The 19,979-nt window shown below is 66.1% G+C and carries 17 protein-coding genes; 9 read left to right on the top strand and 8 right to left on the bottom strand.

Annotated features, from left to right (window positions below; all coding sequences use genetic code 11):
- Positions 1 to 163 precede the first annotated feature (163 nt).
- A complete protein-coding gene (locus HZB49_RS15410; protein WP_291612804.1) occupies positions 164 to 1,498 on the bottom strand; it encodes a dihydroorotase in 1,335 nt (444 codons plus the stop codon).
- Positions 1,499 to 1,702: 204 nt separating this feature from the next.
- Here HZB49_RS15410 and HZB49_RS15415 point away from each other — a divergent pair, with 204 nt between their 5' ends.
- The 6 genes from HZB49_RS15415 to HZB49_RS15440 all read left to right on the top strand — a co-directional run bounded on the left by HZB49_RS15415 (position 1,703) and on the right by HZB49_RS15440 (position 8,121).
- The gene (locus HZB49_RS15415) at positions 1,703 to 2,584 is read left to right on the top strand and encodes a folate-binding protein (protein ID WP_291612806.1); all 882 of its coding nucleotides are present in this window, start codon (positions 1,703 to 1,705) and stop codon (positions 2,582 to 2,584) included.
- Complete coding sequence (locus tag HZB49_RS15420; protein ID WP_291612808.1) at positions 2,581 to 3,207, top strand: DNA-3-methyladenine glycosylase I; 627 nt, start codon at positions 2,581 to 2,583, stop codon at positions 3,205 to 3,207. The genes HZB49_RS15415 and HZB49_RS15420 overlap by 4 nt, the downstream gene beginning before the upstream one ends.
- Positions 3,204 to 3,809 carry an HD family hydrolase gene (locus tag HZB49_RS15425; protein WP_291612810.1) on the top strand — a complete coding sequence of 202 codons (606 nt, stop codon included), beginning with the start codon at positions 3,204 to 3,206 and terminating at the stop codon, positions 3,807 to 3,809. Before HZB49_RS15420 ends, HZB49_RS15425 begins: the two co-directional genes overlap by 4 nt.
- Positions 3,810 to 3,880: 71 nt before the next feature.
- Entirely contained in the window at positions 3,881 to 4,387 is a 507-nt protein-coding gene (locus HZB49_RS15430; RefSeq protein ID WP_291612812.1) for a protein-tyrosine phosphatase family protein, read from the top strand.
- A 19-nt stretch (positions 4,388 to 4,406) separates the two neighbouring features.
- Complete coding sequence (locus HZB49_RS15435; protein WP_291612814.1) at positions 4,407 to 5,384, top strand: NAD regulator; 978 nt, start codon at positions 4,407 to 4,409, stop codon at positions 5,382 to 5,384.
- Positions 5,385 to 5,433: 49 nt separating this feature from the next.
- Positions 5,434 to 8,121, top strand: coding sequence for a DUF2339 domain-containing protein (locus HZB49_RS15440; protein WP_291612816.1), 2,688 nt, complete (start codon positions 5,434 to 5,436; stop codon positions 8,119 to 8,121).
- Positions 8,122 to 8,125: 4 nt separating this feature from the next.
- Here the strand turns inward: HZB49_RS15440 and HZB49_RS15445 are convergent, their stop codons facing one another.
- The 5 genes from HZB49_RS15445 to HZB49_RS15465 form a co-directional block, all read right to left on the bottom strand.
- Positions 8,126 to 10,249 carry a methyl-accepting chemotaxis protein gene (locus HZB49_RS15445; protein ID WP_291612817.1) on the bottom strand — a complete coding sequence of 708 codons (2,124 nt, stop codon included), beginning with the start codon at positions 10,247 to 10,249 and terminating at the stop codon, positions 8,126 to 8,128.
- Positions 10,250 to 10,640: 391 nt separating this feature from the next.
- Positions 10,641 to 10,886 carry a hypothetical protein gene (locus tag HZB49_RS15450; RefSeq protein ID WP_291612832.1) on the bottom strand — a complete coding sequence of 82 codons (246 nt, stop codon included), beginning with the start codon at positions 10,884 to 10,886 and terminating at the stop codon, positions 10,641 to 10,643.
- A 134-nt stretch (positions 10,887 to 11,020) separates the two neighbouring features.
- Positions 11,021 to 11,617, bottom strand: a complete 597-nt coding sequence (locus HZB49_RS15455; RefSeq protein ID WP_291612818.1) for a hypothetical protein — start codon at positions 11,615 to 11,617, stop codon at positions 11,021 to 11,023.
- A 111-nt stretch (positions 11,618 to 11,728) separates the two neighbouring features.
- On the bottom strand, positions 11,729 to 12,715 hold the full coding sequence (locus tag HZB49_RS15460) for an MDR family oxidoreductase (RefSeq protein ID WP_291612821.1): 987 nt from the start codon (positions 12,713 to 12,715) through the stop codon (positions 11,729 to 11,731).
- A gap of 138 nt (positions 12,716 to 12,853) precedes the next feature.
- Positions 12,854 to 14,104, bottom strand: a complete 1,251-nt coding sequence (locus tag HZB49_RS15465; protein ID WP_291612822.1) for an MFS transporter — start codon at positions 14,102 to 14,104, stop codon at positions 12,854 to 12,856.
- Between the two features lie 303 nt (positions 14,105 to 14,407).
- On the opposite strand from HZB49_RS15465, the gene nadA reads away from it, so the two are divergent.
- From nadA to nadC, 3 genes are read left to right on the top strand one after another with little or no spacing between them, the layout of a single operon-like run.
- Complete coding sequence (gene nadA, locus HZB49_RS15470; protein ID WP_291612824.1) at positions 14,408 to 15,517, top strand: quinolinate synthase NadA; 1,110 nt, start codon at positions 14,408 to 14,410, stop codon at positions 15,515 to 15,517.
- Between the two features lie 12 nt (positions 15,518 to 15,529).
- Entirely contained in the window at positions 15,530 to 17,125 is a 1,596-nt protein-coding gene (locus tag HZB49_RS15475) for an L-aspartate oxidase (protein WP_291612826.1), read from the top strand.
- A gap of 9 nt (positions 17,126 to 17,134) precedes the next feature.
- Positions 17,135 to 18,013, top strand: a complete 879-nt coding sequence (nadC, locus tag HZB49_RS15480; RefSeq protein WP_291612828.1) for a carboxylating nicotinate-nucleotide diphosphorylase — start codon at positions 17,135 to 17,137, stop codon at positions 18,011 to 18,013.
- 27 nt (positions 18,014 to 18,040) lie between these two features.
- Here nadC and HZB49_RS15485 read toward each other — a convergent pair whose 3' ends face one another.
- Together HZB49_RS15485 and HZB49_RS30060 are read right to left on the bottom strand one after the other, a co-directional pair.
- A complete protein-coding gene (locus HZB49_RS15485) occupies positions 18,041 to 19,483 on the bottom strand; it encodes a cell wall hydrolase (protein WP_291612830.1) in 1,443 nt (480 codons plus the stop codon).
- Between the two features lie 367 nt (positions 19,484 to 19,850).
- Positions 19,851 to 19,964 carry a hypothetical protein gene (locus HZB49_RS30060; RefSeq protein WP_365858028.1) on the bottom strand — a complete coding sequence of 38 codons (114 nt, stop codon included), beginning with the start codon at positions 19,962 to 19,964 and terminating at the stop codon, positions 19,851 to 19,853.
- Positions 19,965 to 19,979: the final 15 nt, after the last annotated feature.

Raw genomic sequence — 19,979 nt, forward strand, 5'->3', positions numbered from 1 at the left:
CAACAGCACGGTTCCGCAAGCTCGTCGCCGCCTACAACAACACCCCGCGCAAGTGCCTTGACTTCAGGACCCCAGCCGAGTCCTTTGCCCAAGTGTTGCACTTCGAGTGTGAATCCACCTCCCGGCCTGTGCCGGGACGACGGCAGCGCAAGAGGCGCGGCCGTCACGGCTTCAACGTCTCCAGGAACCGTACCGGCTCGCCTTGCGACGGCGTCACCACCTCGCCCTGCCACATCACGCGCCTGCCGCGCACGAAGGTGCCGACCGGCCAGCCGGTAACGCGCACGCCGTCATACGGCGTCCAGCCGGCCTTCGAGGCGATCCACTGGTTGGTGATGGTCTCGCTGCGCTTCATGTCGACCACGGTGAGGTCGGCGTCATAGCCCGCCGCGATGCGGCCCTTGCAGGCGATGTTGAACAGCCGCGCGGGACCGGCGCTGGTGAGGTCGACGAAGCGCGCCAGCGACAGCCGCCCGGCATTGACGTGATCGAGCATCAACGGCACCAGCGTCTGCACGCCGGTCATGCCCGACGGCGAGGCCGGATAGGTCTTCTGCTTTTCTTCCAGCGTATGCGGCGCGTGGTCGGACCCGAGCACGTCGATGATGCCCTGCTCGATGCCCATCCAGATACCCTCGCGGTGATCGGCCGAACGCACCGGCGGGTTCATCTGCGCCAGCGTGCCGAGCCGCTCGTAGCATTCGGGTGCCGCCATGGTGAGATGATGCGGCGTCGCCTCGCAGGTCGCGACGTCCTTGTGGTCGCGCAGATACTCGATCTCCTGCTTGGTCGAAATGTGCAGCACGTGGATACGTTTTCCCGTCTCGCGCGCGAGATTGACCAGCCGCTGCGTCGCCATCAGCGCCGCGGTCTCGTCGCGCCAGACCGGATGCGACCGCGGGTCGCCCTCGATGCGATGCCCCTTGCGGTCGTTGAGGCGGTATTCGTCCTCGGCATGGAAGGCGGCGCGGCGGCGGATCACCCGGAAAATCCGGCGCAGGCTCTCGTCGTCCTCGACCAGCAGCGAGCCGGTGGAAGAGCCGATGAACACCTTGACGCCCGCACAGCCCTCGGCGCGCTCCAGCTCCGGCAGATGGTTGACGTTCTCGCGGGTGCCGCCGATGAAGAAGGCGAAATCGCAATGCATGCGATGCCGGCCGGCCTCGATCTTGGCGGTGAACGCCTCCTCGGTGACCGTCAGCGGATTGGTGTTCGGCATCTCGAACACGGCGGTGACGCCGCCCATCACGGCGCTGCGCGAGCCGGTCTCGAGATCTTCCTTGTGGATCAGCCCGGGCTCGCGGAAATGCACCTGCGTGTCCATCACGCCCGGCAGGATATGCAGCCCCCTGCAATCGATCACCTCGGCGGCGGAATCCGTGTTGAGCCCGCCGATCGCGGCGATGCGCCCCTCGCGGAGGCCGATATCGCGGACGCCCTCGCCATCCTGATTGACCACGGTGCCGGATTTTAGAATGGTGTCAAAACGCTGATTCATCGGTCCTCGTATTCTATCTCCTCATCCTGAGGAGCCGCGCAGCGGCGTCTCGAAGGATGGGATGCACTCGGTGCCTGCTGCCATCCTTCGAGACGCGGGCTGCGCCCGCTCCTCAGGATGAGGCCGTTCCAAGGCCCCGCAGGCCTTGTCGTCAATGCCCCGGCGGCTTACGTTCCGCAGCAACATGTCACAAGAGATTCTTGTATGAAAGCAGCGTTTTTGCCTGATCGCGGCGTCGTCAAGGTGAGCGGCGAGGATGCGCGCAATTTTCTCAACGGCCTGGTCACGACCGATGTCGCACTGGTGCGCCCGGGCCTTGGGCGCTTCGGCGCGCTCCTGACGCCGCAAGGCAAGATTGTCGTGGATTTCCTCATCACCGAGGCTCCCGCCGGTCATGGCGGCGGCTTCCTGCTCGACGTGTCGCGCGCCCTGGCGCAGGGCCTCGCCGACAAGCTCAAATTCTACAAGCTGCGCGCCAAGGTCGCGGTGGAAAACCTGTCGGAGAGCATGGGCGTGCTGGCGGCATGGGGGGGCGAGCCCGCGATGAAGCCGGAGCTTGCCTTTGCCGATCCGCGCCATGCCGCGCTCGGCTGGCGCATCCTGATCCCGGAAGAGCTGAAGCAGAAAGTGGCCGACGTCATCGGCGCCGGGCTCGTCGATGCCGACGCCTACGAGGCGCACCGCATCGCCGCGGGCGCGCCGCGCGGAGGGCTCGACTTCATGTACAGCGACGCCTTTCCGCACGAGACCAACATGGACCGCCTCAACGGCATCGATTTCGACAAGGGCTGCTATGTCGGCCAGGAAGTCGTGTCGCGGATGCAGCATCGCGGCACCGCGCGCACGCGCACGGTGAAGATCATCCTCGACGATTTCTCGCCCGAGCCGGGCCAGCCGATCCTCGCCGGCGACAAGCCGGTCGGCACCATGGGCTCGACCGCGGGTAAGCACGGCCTCGCGCTGATCCGCACCGACCGCGTCTCCGACGCGCTCGAAGCCGGCATGAAACTCACCGCTGGCGGCCTTCCGATCCGCATTGCCGAGCCGGACGAACTGCGTCCCCCACCGAAGCAGACCGTCGCATGAGCCGTTCCGCACGCCTGCATCCCGACGGCAAGATGCGCTGTCCCTGGCCGGGCGAAGACCCGTTCTACGTCGCCTATCACGACAATGAATGGGGCGTGCCCGAATATGACGACCGCGCGCTCTACGAAAAGCTGATCCTCGACGGATTCCAGGCCGGCCTGTCGTGGATCACTATCCTGCGCAAGCGGGACAATTTCCGGCGCGCCTTTGACGATTTCCAGCCCGCGAAAATCGCCCGCTACGATGCCAGGAAGGTTCACGCGCTGATGAACGACGCCGGCATCGTGCGCAACCGCGCCAAGATCGAAGGCGCGATCGCCAGCGCAAAGTCGTATCTCGACATCATGGAGAAAGGCCCGGGCTTCTCGAAGCTGCTGTGGGATTTCGTCGACGGCAGGCCGAAGGTCAACGCCTTCAAGACCACCGCGAGCGTGCCGGCCTCGACGCCGGTGTCGGTGAAGGTCTCCAAGGAGCTTTCCTCGCGCGGTTTCAAGTTCGTCGGCCCCACCATCGTCTACGCCTTCATGCAGGCGACCGGCATGGTCAACGACCATCTCGTCACCTGCTTCTGTCACGAGGATTGCGGCCGCAAGCCGCGCACCCCGCGATTCAAGGTGAAATGAAGAAGCGATCGGCAATACAGGACCGCGCCTGGCAGCGGATGCTGTCGGGCCGCCGGCTCGACCTGCTCGATCCCTCGCCGCTCGACATCGAGATCGCCGACATCGCGCATGGGCTGGCGCGGGTCGCACGCTGGAACGGCCAGACCTCAGGCGCGCATATCTTCTCGGTGGCGCAGCACACGCTGCTGGTCGAATGCGTGATGCGCGAACAGATGCCGCGGGTCGATTCGCGCGTTCGCCTGGCGGCGCTGCTGCACGACGCGCCGGAATACGTCATCGGCGACATGATCTCGCCGTTCAAGGCGGTGATCGGCGGCGACTACAAGGTGGTGGAGCGCCGGTTGCTGTCCGCGATCCACATCCGATTCGGCCTGCCGGCGGTGCTGGCCGACGAGATCAAGCAGGCCATCAAGGCCGCCGACCGCGGCGCGGCCTATCTGGAGGCGACATGGCTGGCTGGATTTTCGGAAGCAGAAGCGCGGCGCCTGTTCGGCCGCGATCCCGGCCTGCCCGAGACGACCGAGCGCGAATATCTGACGCCATGGACCGCGGCCAAGGCCGAAAAGCAGTTCCTGGCGCGATTTGCCCGGCTTCACCGGTGAACATACGGCCTCAGCCTGCTTTCTCGGCCCCGCGGCGGGCCCTATAATTCGGCAAAACTTCAGGGAACGCCATGCTTCACGTCTGTTCGCTCGCCGCCCTTCCCGACACCGTGCGTGCCACCGGCGCAAGCCACGTGCTCACCGTGATGGCCAATGTCGAGCAGGTGCAGCGCCCGGTGTCGGTGCTCCCTGCCCATCATCTGAAGGTATCGATGGACGACATCACCGAGCACATGGACGGGTTCACGGCGCCGAGCGAAGCGCATGTCGAAAGGGTGCTGGCCTTCGTGCGCGGCTGGGACCGCAGCGCGCCCATGGTGGTGCATTGCTATGCCGGCATCAGCCGCTCTACCGCCAGTGCCTTTGCCGCGGCCTGCCTGCTCAATCCGCAAAAGGACGAGATCGCGATCGCCCGCCAGATCCGCGCGGCGTCGGCGATCGCCTCTCCCAACAGGCTGATCGTGGGGCTCGCCGACAAGCTGCTGGGGCGCGACGGGCGGATGCTGCGGGCGCTCGACGAGATGGGTCCCGGCAGCATGATGGCCGAGGGTCGGCCCTTCCGCATCGATCTCGACTGAGGGAAGAACCGGCTGCCGGATGAGCGACAAGCTTCTGACGCCGATCGAGATTGGTCTGACCGCGGCGATCGTCGCGATCGAAGGCAATGAGCCGATGATCCTGGTCGCCTCGGGCAACGATCCGGGCGACCTCGCCGGCCTTCCGTTCGGTCCGTTCGATGCGGTCAGGCATCGCACGTTCGAGATCGGACTGCGCGCCTGGGTGCAGGAGCAGGCCGGGCTTCGTCTCGGTTATGTCGAGCAGCTCTACACCTTCGGCGACCGCGGCCGGCATGCGGCGCCCGGCGACACCGATGTCCATGTCGCCTCCATCGGCTATCTCGCACTGACCCGCGCAGTGGATAACGCCCAGCGCGCCCCCGGAGCGTATTTCGAGCCGTGGTATCGCTACTTCCCCTGGGAGGACTGGCGCACCGAGAAGCCTGCCATGATCGAGCGCGACATTTTGCCTGAACTCACCCGCTGGGCGATACAGCCGGCCGAGGGGGAAGCCGCCCGCGCCCTCTCCCGCAAGGACCGCGTAAGACTGTTCTTCGGCTGCGACGGCTCGCAATGGGACGAGGAGCGCGTGCTCGACCGCTACGAGTTGCTCTACGAGGCCGGGCTGGTCGAGGAAGCGCGGCGCGACGGCCGCGCCGCGGCATTGTCGCGCAAGGCGCTGCCGAAGCTCGGCGAGCCCATGCGCTTCGACCACCGCCGCATCCTAGCCACCGCCATCGCAAGACTGCGCGCAAAACTGAAATACCGCCCGGTAGTGTTTGAACTTTTGCCCAACGAGTTCACACTCACTGAATTGCAGCGCACGGTCGAAGCCATCTCCGGCCGGCACCTGCACAAGCAGAATTTCCGCCGCCTGGTGGAAAATACTGCACTGGTCGAACCAACCGGGGTGATGTCGACACAAACCGGCGGCCGGCCGGCCGCGCTGTTCCGCTTCCGCCGCGAGGTGCTGCAGGAACGCCCCGCGCCGGGCCTTGGCGTGCGCGCACGGCGCTGACAATCTTGACGCGGCAAGCCCGGTTCGGGCCGATCGCCGGGGAGCATCGATGCTTGAACTCTTCTTTCCGTTTGTCGTCGCGGTCGTCGCCCTGATCGTCGCGATCAGGTCTTTCAACCAGATATCCGAGCTACGCCGGCGCATCGAGGCGCTGGAGGCCGGACGGACGATGGCGGCGCCGGCCGCCATGCCGCCGCCGCTGCCGCAACGGGAGCCGCCGCAGGCTGCGTCCGCCGCAGCCGAGACGGTGTCCGCCACGACGGAGGCCGCGCCGCCGATTGCGCCGGAGCCCGTGCCGCAAGCTGCAGCGCAGGCGCCCGGGCCGGCAATCGCACCGCCACCCGTGCCCGAAGCCCAGCCCGGCTTCGAGGAGCGCATCGGCACGCGCTGGGTGGTCTGGCTCGGCGGATTGACACTGGCGCTCGGCGGCTTCTTCATGGTGCGCTACTCCATCGAGGCCGGCCTGCTCGGCCCCGGCGTGCGCACCATCCTCGGCGGCCTGTTTGCGCTTGCGCTGCTCGCCGCCGGCGAATGGACCCGCCGCAAGGAGAGCATCTCGCAAATCGCGGCGCTGCCGATTGCGAACATTCCGGCGATCCTCACCGCGGCAGGGACCGCGGTCGCCTTTGCCACCGTCTATGCGGCCTACGCACTCTATGGCTTCCTCGTGCCCGCCACCGCCTTCGTGCTGCTCGGGCTGGTCGCGCTCGGAACGCTGGCCGCGGCCCTGCTGCACGGACCCGCGCTGGCCGGCCTCGGCGTCGTCGGCGCGTTCGTCACCCCGGTCTTGGTATCGTCCGGCAAGCCGGATTACTGGGCGCTCTACATTTATCTTGCGATCGTCACCGCCGCATCGTTCGGTCTCGCCCGCATACGGCTGTGGCGCTGGCTGGCGGTCGCCACCATCGCCTTCGCGGTGCTGTGGACGTTCCCCGGCCTCGGCCCGTCACTGGTCGGCCCGCATGTGTTCCACGTCATCGCCGGATTCGTTCTCGCCGCCCTGCTCGTCGTTTGCGGCTTCATGTTCGGCCCGGCCGCCGACGCAGGACAGGTCGAGCCGATCTCGTCGGGCTCGCTTGCGGCCTATCTGTTCGGCGCAACCCTGATCGTGCTGACGGGACAGCATGCCGATCCCGCGATGATCGCGTTCGGCCTGCTGGTCGCCGGCACCTTGTTCGTCGCCTGGCGCGCCGAAGCCGCCACCGCCGCGGTCGTCGGTGCCGCCGGCTTCGTGTTCGTCGTGTTTGCGGAATGGGCGATACGCGCCAATCCCGACATGCTGGTGGTGCCCGGCGGTCCGCTGCCCGGCATCGGACCGGCGGCTACCGACGGTTCGGTCTCGCTGCATCTCGTCACGGCGGCGATCTTCGCCGCAGGCTTCGGCATTACCGGCTTCCTCGCCCAAGGCCGCTCCAACAATCCGTCCATCCCGATCGTCTGGTCGGCGGCCGCCGTGTTCACGCCGCTGGCGCTGCTGGTCGCGCTCTACGCACGGATTGCGCATCTCGACCGTTCGATTCCGTTCGCGATCCTCGCCGTCATCCTTGCCGCCGCATTCGCCGCGGCGACCGAAATCCTCAGCAAGCGTGAGGACCGGCCGGGCTTGCAGGCAGCGATCGCGCTGTTTGCCACCGCCACACTCGCCGCGCTGGCGCTGGCGCTGACCTTTGCGCTGGAAAAGGGCTGGCTCACCATTTCGCTCGCGCTGATGTCGCTCGGCACCGCCTGGATCTCGCTGCAGCGGCCGATCCCCTTCCTGCGCACCCTGGCGGCCATCCTCGCCGGCATCGTCGTGCTGCGGATCGGCTACGAGCCGCGCATCGTCGGCTCCGCCGTCGGCACCACGCCGATCTTCAACTGGCTGCTGTGGGGCTACGGCGTGCCGGCACTCTGCTTCTGGGGCGGCAGCTATTTCCTGCGCCGCAACGGCGACGACGCGCCGCTGCGCGCGGTGGAAGCCGCCGCGATCCTGTTCACGGTGCTGCTCGCCTTCATGGAAATCCGTCACTTCGTCAACAATGGCGATGTCTATCGGGAGACGGCCGGGCTCACCGAGGTCGCGCTGCAGGTGTGCGTCGCGCTCGCGATGGCGATCGGACTGGAGCGGCTGCAATTGCGCTCGGGCAGCATCGTGCACAATTACGGCGCGGTGGCGCTGACGCTGTTTGCGGGCGCCGCCACAGTCCTCGGCCTGTTCATGCTGGACAATCCGCTGCTCTGGCGCATCGACGTCGGCGGCCTGGTCTTCAACCTGGTGCTGCTCGGCTACGCCCTGCCTGCGGTGCTGGCGCTGCTGTTGTCCTATGCTGTAGCCGGCCATCGGCCGTCGCAATATGCCAACACCCTCGCCGGCGCTGCGCTGATCCTAGCGCTCGCCTATGTGACGCTGGAAATCCGCCGGATCTATCACGGCCCGATTCTCTCGACAGGGCCCACGACGGCCGCCGAGCAATACACCTATTCGATCGCCTGGCTCGTGTTCGGCGTGGCGCTGCTGGGGGCGGGCGTCGTCTTCAATTCGCAACGCGCGCGGCTGGCCTCCGCCGCTGTGATCGCGCTGACCATCGGGAAGGCGTTCCTGATCGACATGTCGGCACTGACGGGCGTGTACCGGGCGCTTTCCTTCATGGGCCTTGGCATCGTGCTGGTGGCGATCGGCTGGCTCTACCAGCGTATCCTGTTCCGCAAGACCACGCCGACGGCTGCCCAGCCGCCGGCCCCGCCAGCGGCGGCCTGAGGGATCAGGCCGCGCGAACCGAGTTGAGGAAGTTCTCCACCTCGACCTTCAGGCGGTTGCTGTCGCCGGACAGCATCTGCGCCGCCGACAGCACCTGGGAGGAAGCCGATCCGGTTTCGCCCGCGCCGCGCTGGACGTCGCCGATGTTGGCGGAAACCTGCTGGGTGCCCTGCGCGGCCTGCTGCACGTTGCGGGAGATCTCCTGCGTCGCAGCGCCCTGCTGTTCCACGGCAGCCGCGATCGTCGAGGAGATTTCCGAGAGGCGCTCGATGGTGCCACTGATCTCCCTGATCGCGCCGACGGACTCCTGCGTCGCGGCCTGGATGCCCGAGATCTGCTGGCTGATCTCGCCCGTGGCCTTCGCGGTCTGCTCGGCCAGCGCCTTCACTTCGGAAGCGACCACGGCAAAGCCGCGGCCCGCCTCGCCCGCCCGCGCCGCCTCGATGGTGGCGTTCAGCGCGAGCAGGTTGGTCTGGCCCGCAATGGTGTTGATCAGCTCCACCACGTCGCCGATGCGGCCTGCCGCCTTCGACAATTCGGCGACGCGATCGTTGGTGGTGCGCGCCTGGCCGACGGCATCGCCGGCCATCCGTGCGGATTCCTGCACCTGGCGGCTGATCTCGTTCACCGACGAGGTCAGTTCCTCCGTCGCCGAGGCCACCGACTGCACGTTGGCCGAGGCCTGCTCGGAGGCGGCAGCCACCGTCGTGGTCAGCTGCTGCGCCCGGTCGGCCGTGGCGGTGAGTGTTTTCGCGGAGGCTTCGAGCTCGGTCGAAGCCGAGGACACCGTCTCGACGATCTCGCCGACCCGGGCCTGGAAGTCATCCGCAAGCCGGTTCATGGCCGCGGCCTTCTCGGCGCGCGCAGCCTGCTCGAGCGCTTCACGCTCGGCCTGCATGGCATGGACCTTTTCCGCGTTCTCCTTGAAGACCAGCAATGCGCGCGCCATGGCGCCCATTTCGTCGCGGCGATCGACACAGGGCACGACGAGCGAGGTGTTCCCGGCCGCGATCTCGCTCATGGCTCCCGTCATCTGGCTTATGGACCGGACGATACGATTGAAGACGATCCAGAGCGCCCCGGCCGCAAGAAGAATCGAGAAGGCCATCAGGACGCCGTTCACCAGCAGGGTATTCAGGCTGCTGCGCTGGGCAGTGTCAGCCAGCTTGGCCGCTTCCTGGCTTCCGATCGCGCTGAGCGCGATCACGTCATCGATCGCCTTGGTCGCCTGGCCGAACCATTCGGCAGAATTGACGGGATAGCTGCCGCCGCCGAGCCCCGCGGCATAAACGCCCTTGCGGGTCTCCTCGAACCGCTGGAACACGTTCTCGCGCACGCGCGCGGCGCCCGCCACCACGCTCGGCGGCGCCGACGATTTCGCGGCATAGGCCTGCACGTAGTCCCAGGCGACCTCCAGCCGGCCGCGGAATGCGGCCAGGTTGCTGATTTCCTGCGAACTCATCGGCTTGCCGGCCGCCACCAGCGCCGCCACTGCGGCACGCTCGCGGCCGAGATATTCGCTCATGATCCAGACGAAGTGCTTGAGATTTTGCAGGCTCGACAAGCGCGACTGGATGTCGTCCTCCTCCATCGCCGCGGCGACGCGAAGATTCTGGCTTGCCACGATCAGCGCCGTGATGGTCGGAGCCCACTGCGACACAACGGTTTTCTCGCGCGAGCCGGCCGGCTTGGCCATCTCGGCATCGGCGCGAGCTCGAAGGGCGGCAAGCTGCTCATGGGCGCGCTTGGCGCCGGCGATGAGCTGGTCCTTGTTGGCGAACTGCCTGACGCTCATGCGGGCTAGCGCCTGCTCGAACGGCTGGTCGCCGGCCTTGCGGAAGTTGGCGATCCCCGCCTTCTGGGCGTCGGTTGCCGCGTCGGCAGCGTTGAGCGCGAGATTGGTCGCACCGCGCTCGCGCGCCCACTGGCCGGCGCTTTCCAGCAGCATGTCGCCGATTTCGTTGACGGAAGCCGCGTCGGAAGCCGTCGCGCGCTCCAGGCTCGCATTGCGCAAGACATATCCCGAGAGGCCGATCCCGAAGAGAGCCAGCAGCGCGACCGCCGTGACAAGGAGATTGCGAATACTCCAGACGGTTCCGGCTTGCGCGGACGCATTGATCGCAGGCATTTCCCAACCCCTATGAGCCGTTCGGACGTGCCTGGTCTGAACTTGGCCGGCGCGCTCCGACAAATCCAAGAAAACTCACCGACCTCTCCTCGATGAGGGTCGGGCAAGAGCATTGCGGAGAGCGAGCGAGGAGATTTCGCGCGGTCTCATCCTGCGCCTTATGCCGGCGCTTCCTGAGGATGGTACGCGGCAGACTCAACGTTAGTATTAACGGCCGCTAGGTAGATTTACGGTGAGATTTGCCGGAAATGGCTGAAAACAAACACCTTTTGCGTGTCACGCAGATGTCATGCACGCTGAGATCGGGCATTCGCGTTAACGATTGCTGTTGCGAGGCGCGTCACGATTACCTGCATCGGCGGCGGCCGATGCCCGGCAGCGAGGCCGCACTTCACGGCTCGGCCAGACCAAAGGTTTCGGCCACCAGGCGCACCCTGAACACCGGCTTGCTCGCGGCATCGAGCAATTCCAGTCGCCACTCGCCATCCTGCTTCAGGTTGCGCGCGACGCCGCCGAGAAGATCGGCGCAGATGCGGCGCATCTCGCCCCACGCCGCCTCGTGGCTCTCGAATTCCATGGCCTGATCGGATGCGCCGGCATAGCGGCCGTGGCTGATGCGGAAGAAATACTGCGGCATGGTGCGCTCATGGCTCACGGCCCCTGCGAGGCCCGGTTCAAACTGCCGCGGCAACTGCTACCAACGCATGAAGACGCCGGTCCGTACAACTACGATAATGGGGTGCAGGACAGTCCCGGCAACCGGGACCCGGATCAATCGGTCGAGCTGCGCAGCTCGGGCGCGGACTCTGCCTTGGCGGCTTCCGGCCTCGCTTCGCTCCTCACCGGCTCGAGCTTGGCGCTCTCCACCGCCGGCGTCGCGACGCGGGCGGAAACTTCCGCGCGCGAGGCGTCGGCCGAGCGGGTTTCGCTCGCGTGCAGCGAGCGCGGCCGCGCCACCGAGCGGGCCATCAGCATTTGATGGCCGCCCCGATGGCGGAAATCGCAGTAGGCGAAGCCCATGCCGGACACCGAGCCGCGGAAACTGCGCTCGTCCTTCTTGTCGAGATTGAAGCAGGGCTCGAACGGAAGGCCCTTGATCGAGGCGCAGACGCTCTGGCCGCGGATCTGCAACGTGTTGCCGGGCAGGCGCAGGTGACGGATCGGGCCGGCGCCGTTGAACTGCACCGAGCCGGCGGCGCCCATATCGTCGAGCACGCGGCCGGCGCCGCGGGTGCCATCGACGCAGGTGAATGCGAAGACCTTGCCGGCGACGAACCTGCGCGCTTCATCTGCCGTCATCATCCCGGCGAGTGCAGGTGCAACCATCGCACCGGCCGTGACAGCTCCCAACACCAAACGCGCAAGCATTTCCAAACTCCAACTTCACCAGAGCGGCGGGGCGGAATTCTCTTTACCCGCTGCTTACCATACCAACCGTGGCGAGATTGAAGCAGGTTGGTTGGTAAAGTCTGAATAACGTTAGACTATTTTTACCACGATTCTGCCGCGGACCTGTCCGGCGAGGATTCTTGCGCCTTGGGCGACAACATCGGCAAGAGCAATTTCCTGAGTTATTTCAGATAGTTTCGCCCGATCCAAGTCTGTGGCCAAGCGACTCCAGGCGACCCTGCGCTGCTCGATCGGACACATCACGGAATCGATGCCGAGAAGGCACACCCCGCGCAAAATGAAAGGTGCGACCGAGGACGGCAGGTCCATGCCGGCGGCAAGCCCGCAGGCCGCGATGGCGCCGCCATACTTCGTCATCGAGAGCAGATTGGCGAGCGTGGTCGAGCCGACGCTGTCGACGCCACCGGCCCAGCGCTCCTTCGCCAGCGGCTTGGCGGGGCCGGCAAGCTCGTTGCGGTCGGTCACCTCTGCAGCGCCGAGGCCCTTCAGATAGCCGGTTTCCGACACGCGGCCGGTCGAGGCGATGACGTGGTAGCCGAGCTTCGACAGCACGGCGATTGCAACCGAGCCGACGCCGCCGGCCGCGCCCGTCACCACGACGGGACCGCTCTTCGGTGTCAGCCCGTGCTTCTCCAGCGCGAGCACGGAAAGCATGGCGGTATAGCCGGCGGTGCCGATCGCCATGGCATCGCGCGCCGACATGCCGTCGGGCAGGCGCACCAGCCAGTCACCCTTGACGCGGGCCTTTTCGGCATAGGCGCCGAGATGGGTCTCGCCCATGCCCCAGCCGTTGCACACGACCTTGTCGCCGGCCTTCCAGTTCGGATGCGAGGATTGCTCTACGGTGCCTGCGAAATCGATGCCCGCGATCATCGGGAAGCGCCGCACCACCGGCGCCTTGCCGGTCAGCGCAAGGCCGTCCTTGTAGTTGAGCGTCGACCATTCGACGCGGACGGTGACATCGCCCTCCATCAGCTCGGCTTCGTCGAACTGCGCAAGCGTGGCGGTGGTACCTTTTTCCGCCTTGTCGATCCGGATGGCCTTGAACGTTCCCACGGTAACTCTCCCCGACTTGCTTTTTGGTCATGGCCGGGCTTGTCCCGGCCATCCACGATCTTCTTCGCGCGACAAAGACGTGGATGCCCGGGTCAAGCCCGGGCATGACGAAGTGGTGTCAGGGGTGTGTTTAGCGGATCAGGCGGGTTGCGCAACCGGTCTGGCCACCGGCTTCTCCACGATCGGCAGGTTGATCAGCGCGGAGAGCACGCCGAACAGGATGGAGAGCCACCAGATCCACGTGTAGGAGCCGGTCTGCTCAAACACGATACCGCCGAGCCAGACGCCGAGGAAGCCGCCGACCTGATGGCTGACGAAGGCGAAGCCATAGAGGGTGGCGAACCAGCGCGTGCCGAACATCAGCGCGACCAGCGCCGAAGTCGGCGGCACGGTGGAGAGCCAGGTCAATCCGCAGATCGCACCGAACGCGATCGCAGAGAAGGTCGTGATCGGGAACGAGATGAAGACGAACATCGCGACCGCCCGGGTCAGGTAGATCGATGACAGGATGTAGCGCTTGGGAACGTAGTTCTGCAGCCAGCCGACGCTGAGCGAGCCGATGATGTTGAAGAGGCCGATGGCAGCCAGCACCCAGCCGCCGGTCTGGGTGGGGATGCCGCGGTCGACCAGATAGGCCGGCAGATGCACGGTGATGAAGGCAAGCTGGAAGCCGCAGGTGAAGAAGCCGAGCACCAGCAGCACGTAGGAGCGGTGACCGAAGGCTTCGGCGAGCGCGGTCTTGAACGATTGATTGTCGGCGGATGTTGTGTTGCTTGCCGCAGCGGGCGGCGTTGCAAGCGCAATCGAGAGCGGGACGATCAGCAGCATCAGCGCAGCGAATACCGTAAGCGCCGACTGCCAGCCGAAATTGTCGATCAAGGCCACGCCGAACGGCGCGAACAGGAACTGGCCGAACGATCCCGCCGCCGTGCCCGCGCCGAGCGCGACGCCTCGCTTTTCCGCCGGCAGCAGCTTGCTGAACGCCGACAGCACGAGGTTGAACGAGCAGCCGGAGAGCCCAAAACCGATCAGCACGCCGGCACCGATGTCGAGCGACAGTGGCGTCGAGGAATAACGCATCAGCAGCAGGCCGCCGGCATACAGCAGCGCACCCACCGCCATCACGCGGAACACGCCGAAGCGATCGCCAATCGCACCGGCGATCGGCTGGCCGAGACCCCAAAGCAGGTTCTGCAGGGCCAGCGCGAGACCGAAGACGTCGCGGCCCCAGGCGAATTCGCGGCTCATCGGCTGCACGAAGAAGCCGAGGCTGGAGCGCGGTCCGAAGCTGAGGAGGCCGATGATGCAGCCGCAGATGATGATGACCAGCGGCGTCCGCCAGTTGACGGCGGTGCTGGCCGGACGGAAGTCGCCTGCGGTGGTGGACATGGACAGTTCCCCTGCTCTTGCGGCCGACTCGTGCCGAGGCGACCGGATACATTGCGGGGAGTTAATGCATCCGCATGAAAATCCCAGAGGCGCGATATCCAAAAAGCGCCGTGCAGAGCAGCGATGCAATTTGGCGCGGCCGGACACGCCGATTTGTTGGGGGAGGCGTCTGGCGTCGCAGCCGCATGCGTGATACATTTGATCTACTCTAACTGAGTATAATAGGAGCACCGGCCGTCTTGAGGCCGGATTTCTCAAACGTCATATATGCTCACTTTGAGTATATATGAGAAGGAGGCCTCCGTGCCCATCATCGGACTGTACGCTCCCGAAGACCTCGGAACCGCCACGCAGCGGCCAGCCGCGCCCGTACGGCCGGAGATCGACCCGCCACAGCGCATGGGCACGCTGCCGACACCTTCGCTGGAATGGACGCCGGAAGTCGAACGCAACACCGCGCATCTTTATGCGCGGGTCAAGCATGTGATCTCGCCGGTAGAGTGGCCGCTGATGGCGCCGCTTGTGAAGGCGATCAACGAGCTGAAGCGCGAGCGCGACGCGGTCATCCTCGCCCACAATTACCAGACGCCGGAGATCTTCCATTGCGTCGCCGACATCGTCGGCGATTCGCTGCAGCTTGCGATCGAGGCCAGCCGAGTGAAGGCCGGCACCATCGTGCAATGCGGCGTTCACTTCATGGCCGAGACATCGAAGATCCTCAATCCGGAAAAGACGGTGCTGATCCCGGATTCGCGTGCCGGCTGTTCGCTCGCATCAAGTATCACCGGCGCCGACGTGCGGCTGCTGCGCCAGCGTTTCCCCGGCGTACCCGTGGTTGCCTACGTCAACACCTCGGCCGACGTGAAGGCGGAGGTCGATATCTGCTGCACCTCGTCCAACGCGGTCGAGGTAGTGGAGAGCCTCGGCGCGCCAACCGTGATCTTTCTGCCGGATCAATATCTGGCGCGCTACGTCGCCTCGAAGACCAGCGTGAAGATCATCGCCTGGAAGGGCGCCTGCGAGGTACATGAGCGTTTCACCGGCGACGAGCTGCGCGCCTATCGCGAGGCCGATCCGTCCGTGCAGATCATCGCGCATCCCGAATGTCCGCCGGACGTTCTGGCGGAAGCCGATTTCACCGGCTCGACCGCGCACATGATCAAGTGGGTGCGCGACAGGCACCCGAAGCGGCTGGTGATGATCACGGAATGCTCGATGGCGGACAACCTTCGCGCCGAGTTGCCCGATGTCGAGATGGTGCAGCCCTGCAATCTCTGCCCACACATGAAGCGCATCACGCTGCCGAAGATCCTGGAGAGCCTGCTGTCGCTGCGCGAGGAGGTCACGGTAGACCCTGCGATAGCGGCAAGAGCCCGGCGCTCGGTGGAGCGGATGATCAATCTCAGGAATTGAGTGGAGGCGAACATGGATAGCACCGATCTCCTCGCCGGCGACGTGGTCATTGTCGGCGGCGGCCTTGCCGGATTGTTCTGCGCGCTGAAACTGGCGCCGCGCCCGGTCACCGTGATTTCGGCGGCCCCGCTGGGCGAGGGCGCATCGAGCGCCTGGGCGCAAGGCGGCATCGCTGCGGCGGTGGCCGAGGGCGACAGTCCGGAAGCGCATGCGGCCGACACGATCGCAGCCGGCGCCGGCCTCGTGGACGAGCGCGTCGCGCTGCGGCTGGCGCGCGAAGCTTCCGCAGGGATCGACGATCTGCTGCGCTATGGCGTGCCGTTCGACCGCGACCTCGAAGGCAGACTCGCGGTAGGCCGCGAGGCGGCGCACTCCGCGCGGCGCATCGTGCATGTGCGCGGCGACATGGCGGGCGCCGCGATCATCGCCGCGCTGACCGAAGCCGTGCGAAAGACGCCGTCGATCCGCGTCATCGAGGGCTTCGTTGCGGAAAACCTGCTGACCGAGAATGGCGCTGTCACCGGATTGCAGATTCGCAGGGCCAACGACCCGCTCGCCTCTCCCGTCGTCATTGCGTCGCGTGCGATCGTGCTTGCGACAGGCGGCATCGGCCATCTCTATGCGGTCACGACCAATCCGGCCGAAGCCAGCGGTCTTGGGCTCGCGATCGCTGCACGCGCGGGCGCCGTCATCGCCGATCCCGAATTCGTCCAGTTCCACCCGACTGGGATCATGGCGGGGCGCGATCCCGCTCCGCTCGCCACCGAAGCATTGCGCGGCGAGGGCGCAGTCCTCGTCAACGAGGCCGGCGAGCGCTTCATGGCAGGACTTCACCCGCTGGCGGAGCTTGCGCCGCGCGACATCGTGGCACGCGGCGTGTTTGCCGAGATCGCGGCCGGCCGCGGCGCGTTCCTCGACGCGCGCAAGGCGCTCGGCACGCGCTTCGCCGGAAAATTCCCGACGGTGCATGCCAGCTGCATCAACGCCGGCATCGATCCCGCCACGCAGCCGATTCCCGTTGCGCCTGCCGCGCACTACCACATGGGCGGCATCGCGGTGGACGAGAACGGACGCAGCTCGCTGGGATGCCTGTGGGCCGGCGGCGAGGTGTCCTCGACCGGCGCGCATGGCGCCAACCGCCTCGCCTCCAACTCGCTGCTGGAGGCCGTAGTCTTTGCCGCGAGGATCGCGGAAGACATCGGCGGGCATGACATTCCGCGGCTGACGCGGCGGCCTTCCATCGTCATCGCAGGAGAGAACCAGGCGATGCCGCGGCTCGTCGAATCCACCCTGCGCCACATGATGACCTCTCATGTCGGCGTGGTCAGGGACGAGAAACATCTGGCCGAGGCGATCCGGCTGTTTGCCGATATCGAACGCAACACCGGCAGCATCGCGCTGCGCAACATGGCGACGACAGCGCTATTGGTCGCGACGGCCGCATGGTCGCGCGGCGAAAGCCGTGGCGCGCATTGCCGGTCCGATCATCCGTCCGACCTCCCCGCCCTCGCCCGACGCACCATGACCACGCTCGCCCGCGCGCGCGAGGTTGCGGCGGCGCTTGCCGATGGCGCACCGGCGCGTGCCGTCGAACCAGAAACCGTTTGAGCGGATGCCATGACCATGCCCTCCTCCCTGCTCCACCCCGACGCCTTCCTCTCGCCGCTCGCAATCGATGAGGCGGTCACGCGCGCGCTCGACGAGGACCTCGGCCGTGCCGGCGACGTCACCTCGATCGCAACCATTCCGGAAGCGACAACCGCCAGCGCCGTCATGATCGCGCGGCAGGCCGGCCGGATCGCCGGCTTGCCGCTGGCGGTGGCAACGCTGCAAAGGCTTGCGCCGGCCATCCGCATCGACGCACATGCGCGCGACGGCAGCGAGGTTGCCGCCGGGCAAAAGCTCCTGACGATCTCCGGTCCGGCGCGCGCGGTGCTGTCGGGCGAACGCACGGCATTGAACTTTGTCGGCCGGCTCTCCGGCGTCGCCACGCTGACGGCCGACTATGTCAAGCGCACGGAGGGCAGCAAGGCGCGCATCTGCTGCACCCGCAAGACCACGCCGGGCCTGCGGGCGCTGGAAAAATACGCCGTGCGCTGCGGCGGCGGCTTCAATCACCGCTTTGGGCTCGATGACGCCATCCTGATCAAGGACAATCACATTGCCGTTGCCGGCGGCGTGCGCGCAGTGCTGCAACGCGCGCGCGGCCATGCCGGGCACCTCGTCAAGATCGAGATCGAGGTCGACACCCTCGATCAGCTCCGCGACGTCCTCGATACCGGACTTGCCGACGTGGTGATGCTCGACAACATGGACATTGCGATGCTGCAACAGGCCGTCGAGATCGCAAGCGGCCGCGTCGTGCTGGAAGCTTCCGGCGGCGTCACGCTGAACTCGATCGCTGCCATCGCGCAAACCGGCGTCGACTACATCTCGTCCGGCGCGCTTACGCACTCGGCTGCGAACTTCGACGTTGCGATCGACATTGACGCTTGATGTTGCGGTGCTGGATGCGAACCCGGGTCAGCGGATACCTTCGCGGCCCTTCAATTCGGCTTCGCTCTTGGCTTCCCCGGCGAGCTTCGCCGAGATCGCCGCGGTTTCCGTCGGATTGGCCCAACTCGGCGCATCGCTGCCGTCACCCCATTTGCGCGGCCGGTAGAAGGTGTGGACGCCGTACTTCCAGTTTCGCTTCATCTCGCTGACCCAGGATGGACGCACCCAGTAGGCGTGGTAGTGCGTGGAGCGGTCGACTTCGGGCAACCACAGCTGGCCGTCGAGCATCGCCTTGGAGATCTTCTGCGCGCGATCCCACATGTCGGGCTCACGGATCACATCGGGGTGCCCGTCGCAGGCGAAGGTGAACTGGCAGGCGAGATGGCGGTGCTTGTTCTGGTAGACCACGCCGCACACAGTGTCGGGATACTTGCCGGAGAAGGCGCGGTTGAGGATGACCTGTGCGACCGCGATCTGGCCGCGCACGGCCTCGCCGCGGGCTTCGAAGTACACCGCCTCGGCGAGACATTTTTCCGACTTGGCGCGCGACTTCTCGTCGAGCAGGCCGAGCCGCTCCGCCGGCGTCTTGGCGCGCTGATTGTCGGCATTGACCTCGCCCTTGGGCGCGAAGCTGATGCCCTCGCCGATACGCACCGGGGCGTCGGCATCGACCGGCAGGGAAGCCATGACCTTCATGTCGGGATCGGCGACCGCGCCCGGCATCACGACGGTCGGCTCTTCGCCAGGCTGCCAGCGCTCGATGCTGCCGGGGCTGCCGAGTGAGGAGCCGAAGAACAGCGTCGAGGTCTTCACCGAAAAGCCGTCGCGCGGTTCGGCTTCGAGCGCGGCGGGCACCCCGCCGGAGCGCTTGGGCGCCTCGGCCGGCCGGGTTTCCAGCGACAGCGACAGATCGAATTGCTTCAGCGGCGGAGCGTTGAGCGCTTCCTGCAGTTCGGGATCGAGCGGCGCCTGCTCGGCCTTCGGCGGCAAGCCCGCGGTTTTCGCGCCCGGCACGGAGGAGTTGGAGGTCGCGGGATCTTCGGGCTTTGCGTCAGCCGGCTGCACGGCGTCGGCGGGCGCCGGCGGGCGAATGGCGAGGCGGTCGCCTTTCAGGGTGCGATCGACCTTGGGGAAATCGCCTGCCTGGTAGCGCGGCGGAGGCACGACCAGCGGATTGCTGCGGGTGATCGTGCCGGTGATGTCGCGTGCATCGAGGCTGGCGAGATGATAGCTCGGCAGCCGCGGCTGCGAAGTACCGATCGGTCGGCCGAAGCTGTAGGTGGCGAGCTGCACATTGGCTGCGGCGGAAGAGACGCGCTTCTGCCAGCGCTCGGCGGCGCCCGACTGGCGGGCCAGCAGCGAGCCAATGTCCTGATAGCCGACTTCCGTCGGCATCAATGCGAAGATGCAAAGACCGAGCACGAAGGACGCAATACGCACGTCCTTCGGCCGGGTACGCAACCCAAACATGGTACGCTCACGCAACGCTACTCGGTACGCAGCCGATCGCAGTACATCCGTGCAATTCGACCAAAATTGTTGGTAGCGAATTTAGGTTGCCGGGGAGTTAATCGGCGTGGCGCTGCTGATACAGGCAAGCAATCTCGGCTTTTCCGGAACACGCATCGAGAATGCTGGTAAATGCGAGCTCGACGAGACTGGTAAATATCCGGTCAACGAAAGTGATGAAGAGAAATTTCCGATCGTATCAATACGGGACGGCTTCAGACGCTCCGGTCTCACCGCGTCATTGCGAGCGAAGCGAAGCAATCCACGGTCCCGCTCGGGAAAGCATGGATTGCTTCGTCGCTACGCTCCTCGCAATTGTCGATGTTCACTAATTCGCTGATTGGATCGCGGTGGTCTTGGTTTCGGCGAAGGCCTTCGGGGTTTGTCCTGCGAGGGCCTGATGGGGCCTGTGGTTGTTGTAGTAGACCAGGTACTCGAACAGTTCGTTGGCGAAGTG

The organism is Bradyrhizobium sp. (genome assembly GCF_016219575.1).
GTDB lineage: Bacteria > Pseudomonadota > Alphaproteobacteria > Rhizobiales > Xanthobacteraceae > Bradyrhizobium.